Origin of the sequence: Ureaplasma diversum NCTC 246, assembly GCF_000731915.1 — a bacterium.
In the GTDB taxonomy this organism is placed as follows: domain Bacteria; phylum Bacillota_I; class Bacilli_A; order Mycoplasmatales; family Mycoplasmoidaceae; genus Ureaplasma; species Ureaplasma diversum.
In genome coordinates this window covers 1-757 of the sequence record NZ_JFDP01000108.1, presented here as the reverse complement: position 1 = coordinate 757, position 757 = coordinate 1, and the positions used below count along the sequence as shown (strand labels likewise).

Here is a 757-nt window from a genome sequence, read left to right as displayed (position 1 = left end):
GTTAAATGTCAAACCCTTAAACCAATTCATCTTATTAAACAAGTTGTTAAAAACTTTATTACTGAACAACCAGATAAAAACCGAAACCCATTTATAAAACCAACTTTAATCGATTGCGACAAAGTCTTTTTAGTACCATCTAATTCATTATATAATCCAATAAGAACAAACATTAGAACTGATGTTTGTGATGAAGTCATTAATCAAATCAATTATAGTTTAAATCAATGCAATTACAAAAGAGTTCCTCTTGATGAAAATGAACTTAAAAACATTAATCAACCAACTACTTCTAAAACATTTACTAACTCTAAAAATTAATCTTTTATTAAATCAATTAAGCAAACAAAAAGAAAGGGAAAAAGCTCCCTTTCTTTTTTTAGATTGATTATGAATTTATATGTTTACTTTGTTTATCTTGCTTACTTCTTTTAGTAACATAAACTCTTCTATAAATGAAATAAATAATAGTGTGAACTAATAATACTCCAGCTCATCAAGCATAATATGGAACTGAAATAGTTCCAACTGATCTTGATGCAACCCCACTTATAAAGAACCCAGTTGATCACATATTAATTAAGATAATAATAGCTAATAAAGCTAATCAACAACCAATAAAGATCATAAACTTCTTATGACTATAAGAAAATGATTCTTTAGTTTTATTAGCTTTTAGAGTTAATATAAAGAACACTAAAGAAGTTAATATAAAAATTACTTTTAGTTTAGTAGTTAATGAATTATTAATTATGAA

The 757-nt window shown here is 24.8% G+C and carries 2 protein-coding genes; one reads left to right on the top strand and one right to left on the bottom strand.

Going from position 1 to position 757, the window contains the following annotated elements:
- Positions 1 to 321, top strand: a 321-nt coding sequence (locus UDIV_RS04685; RefSeq protein ID WP_038103764.1) for a hypothetical protein, incomplete at its 5' end; no start/stop codon positions are given.
- 67 nt (positions 322 to 388) lie between these two features.
- Here UDIV_RS04685 and UDIV_RS04680 read toward each other — a convergent pair.
- Positions 389 to 757: hypothetical protein (locus tag UDIV_RS04680; protein WP_038103757.1), on the bottom strand; the 369-nt coding region annotated here is incomplete at its 5' end.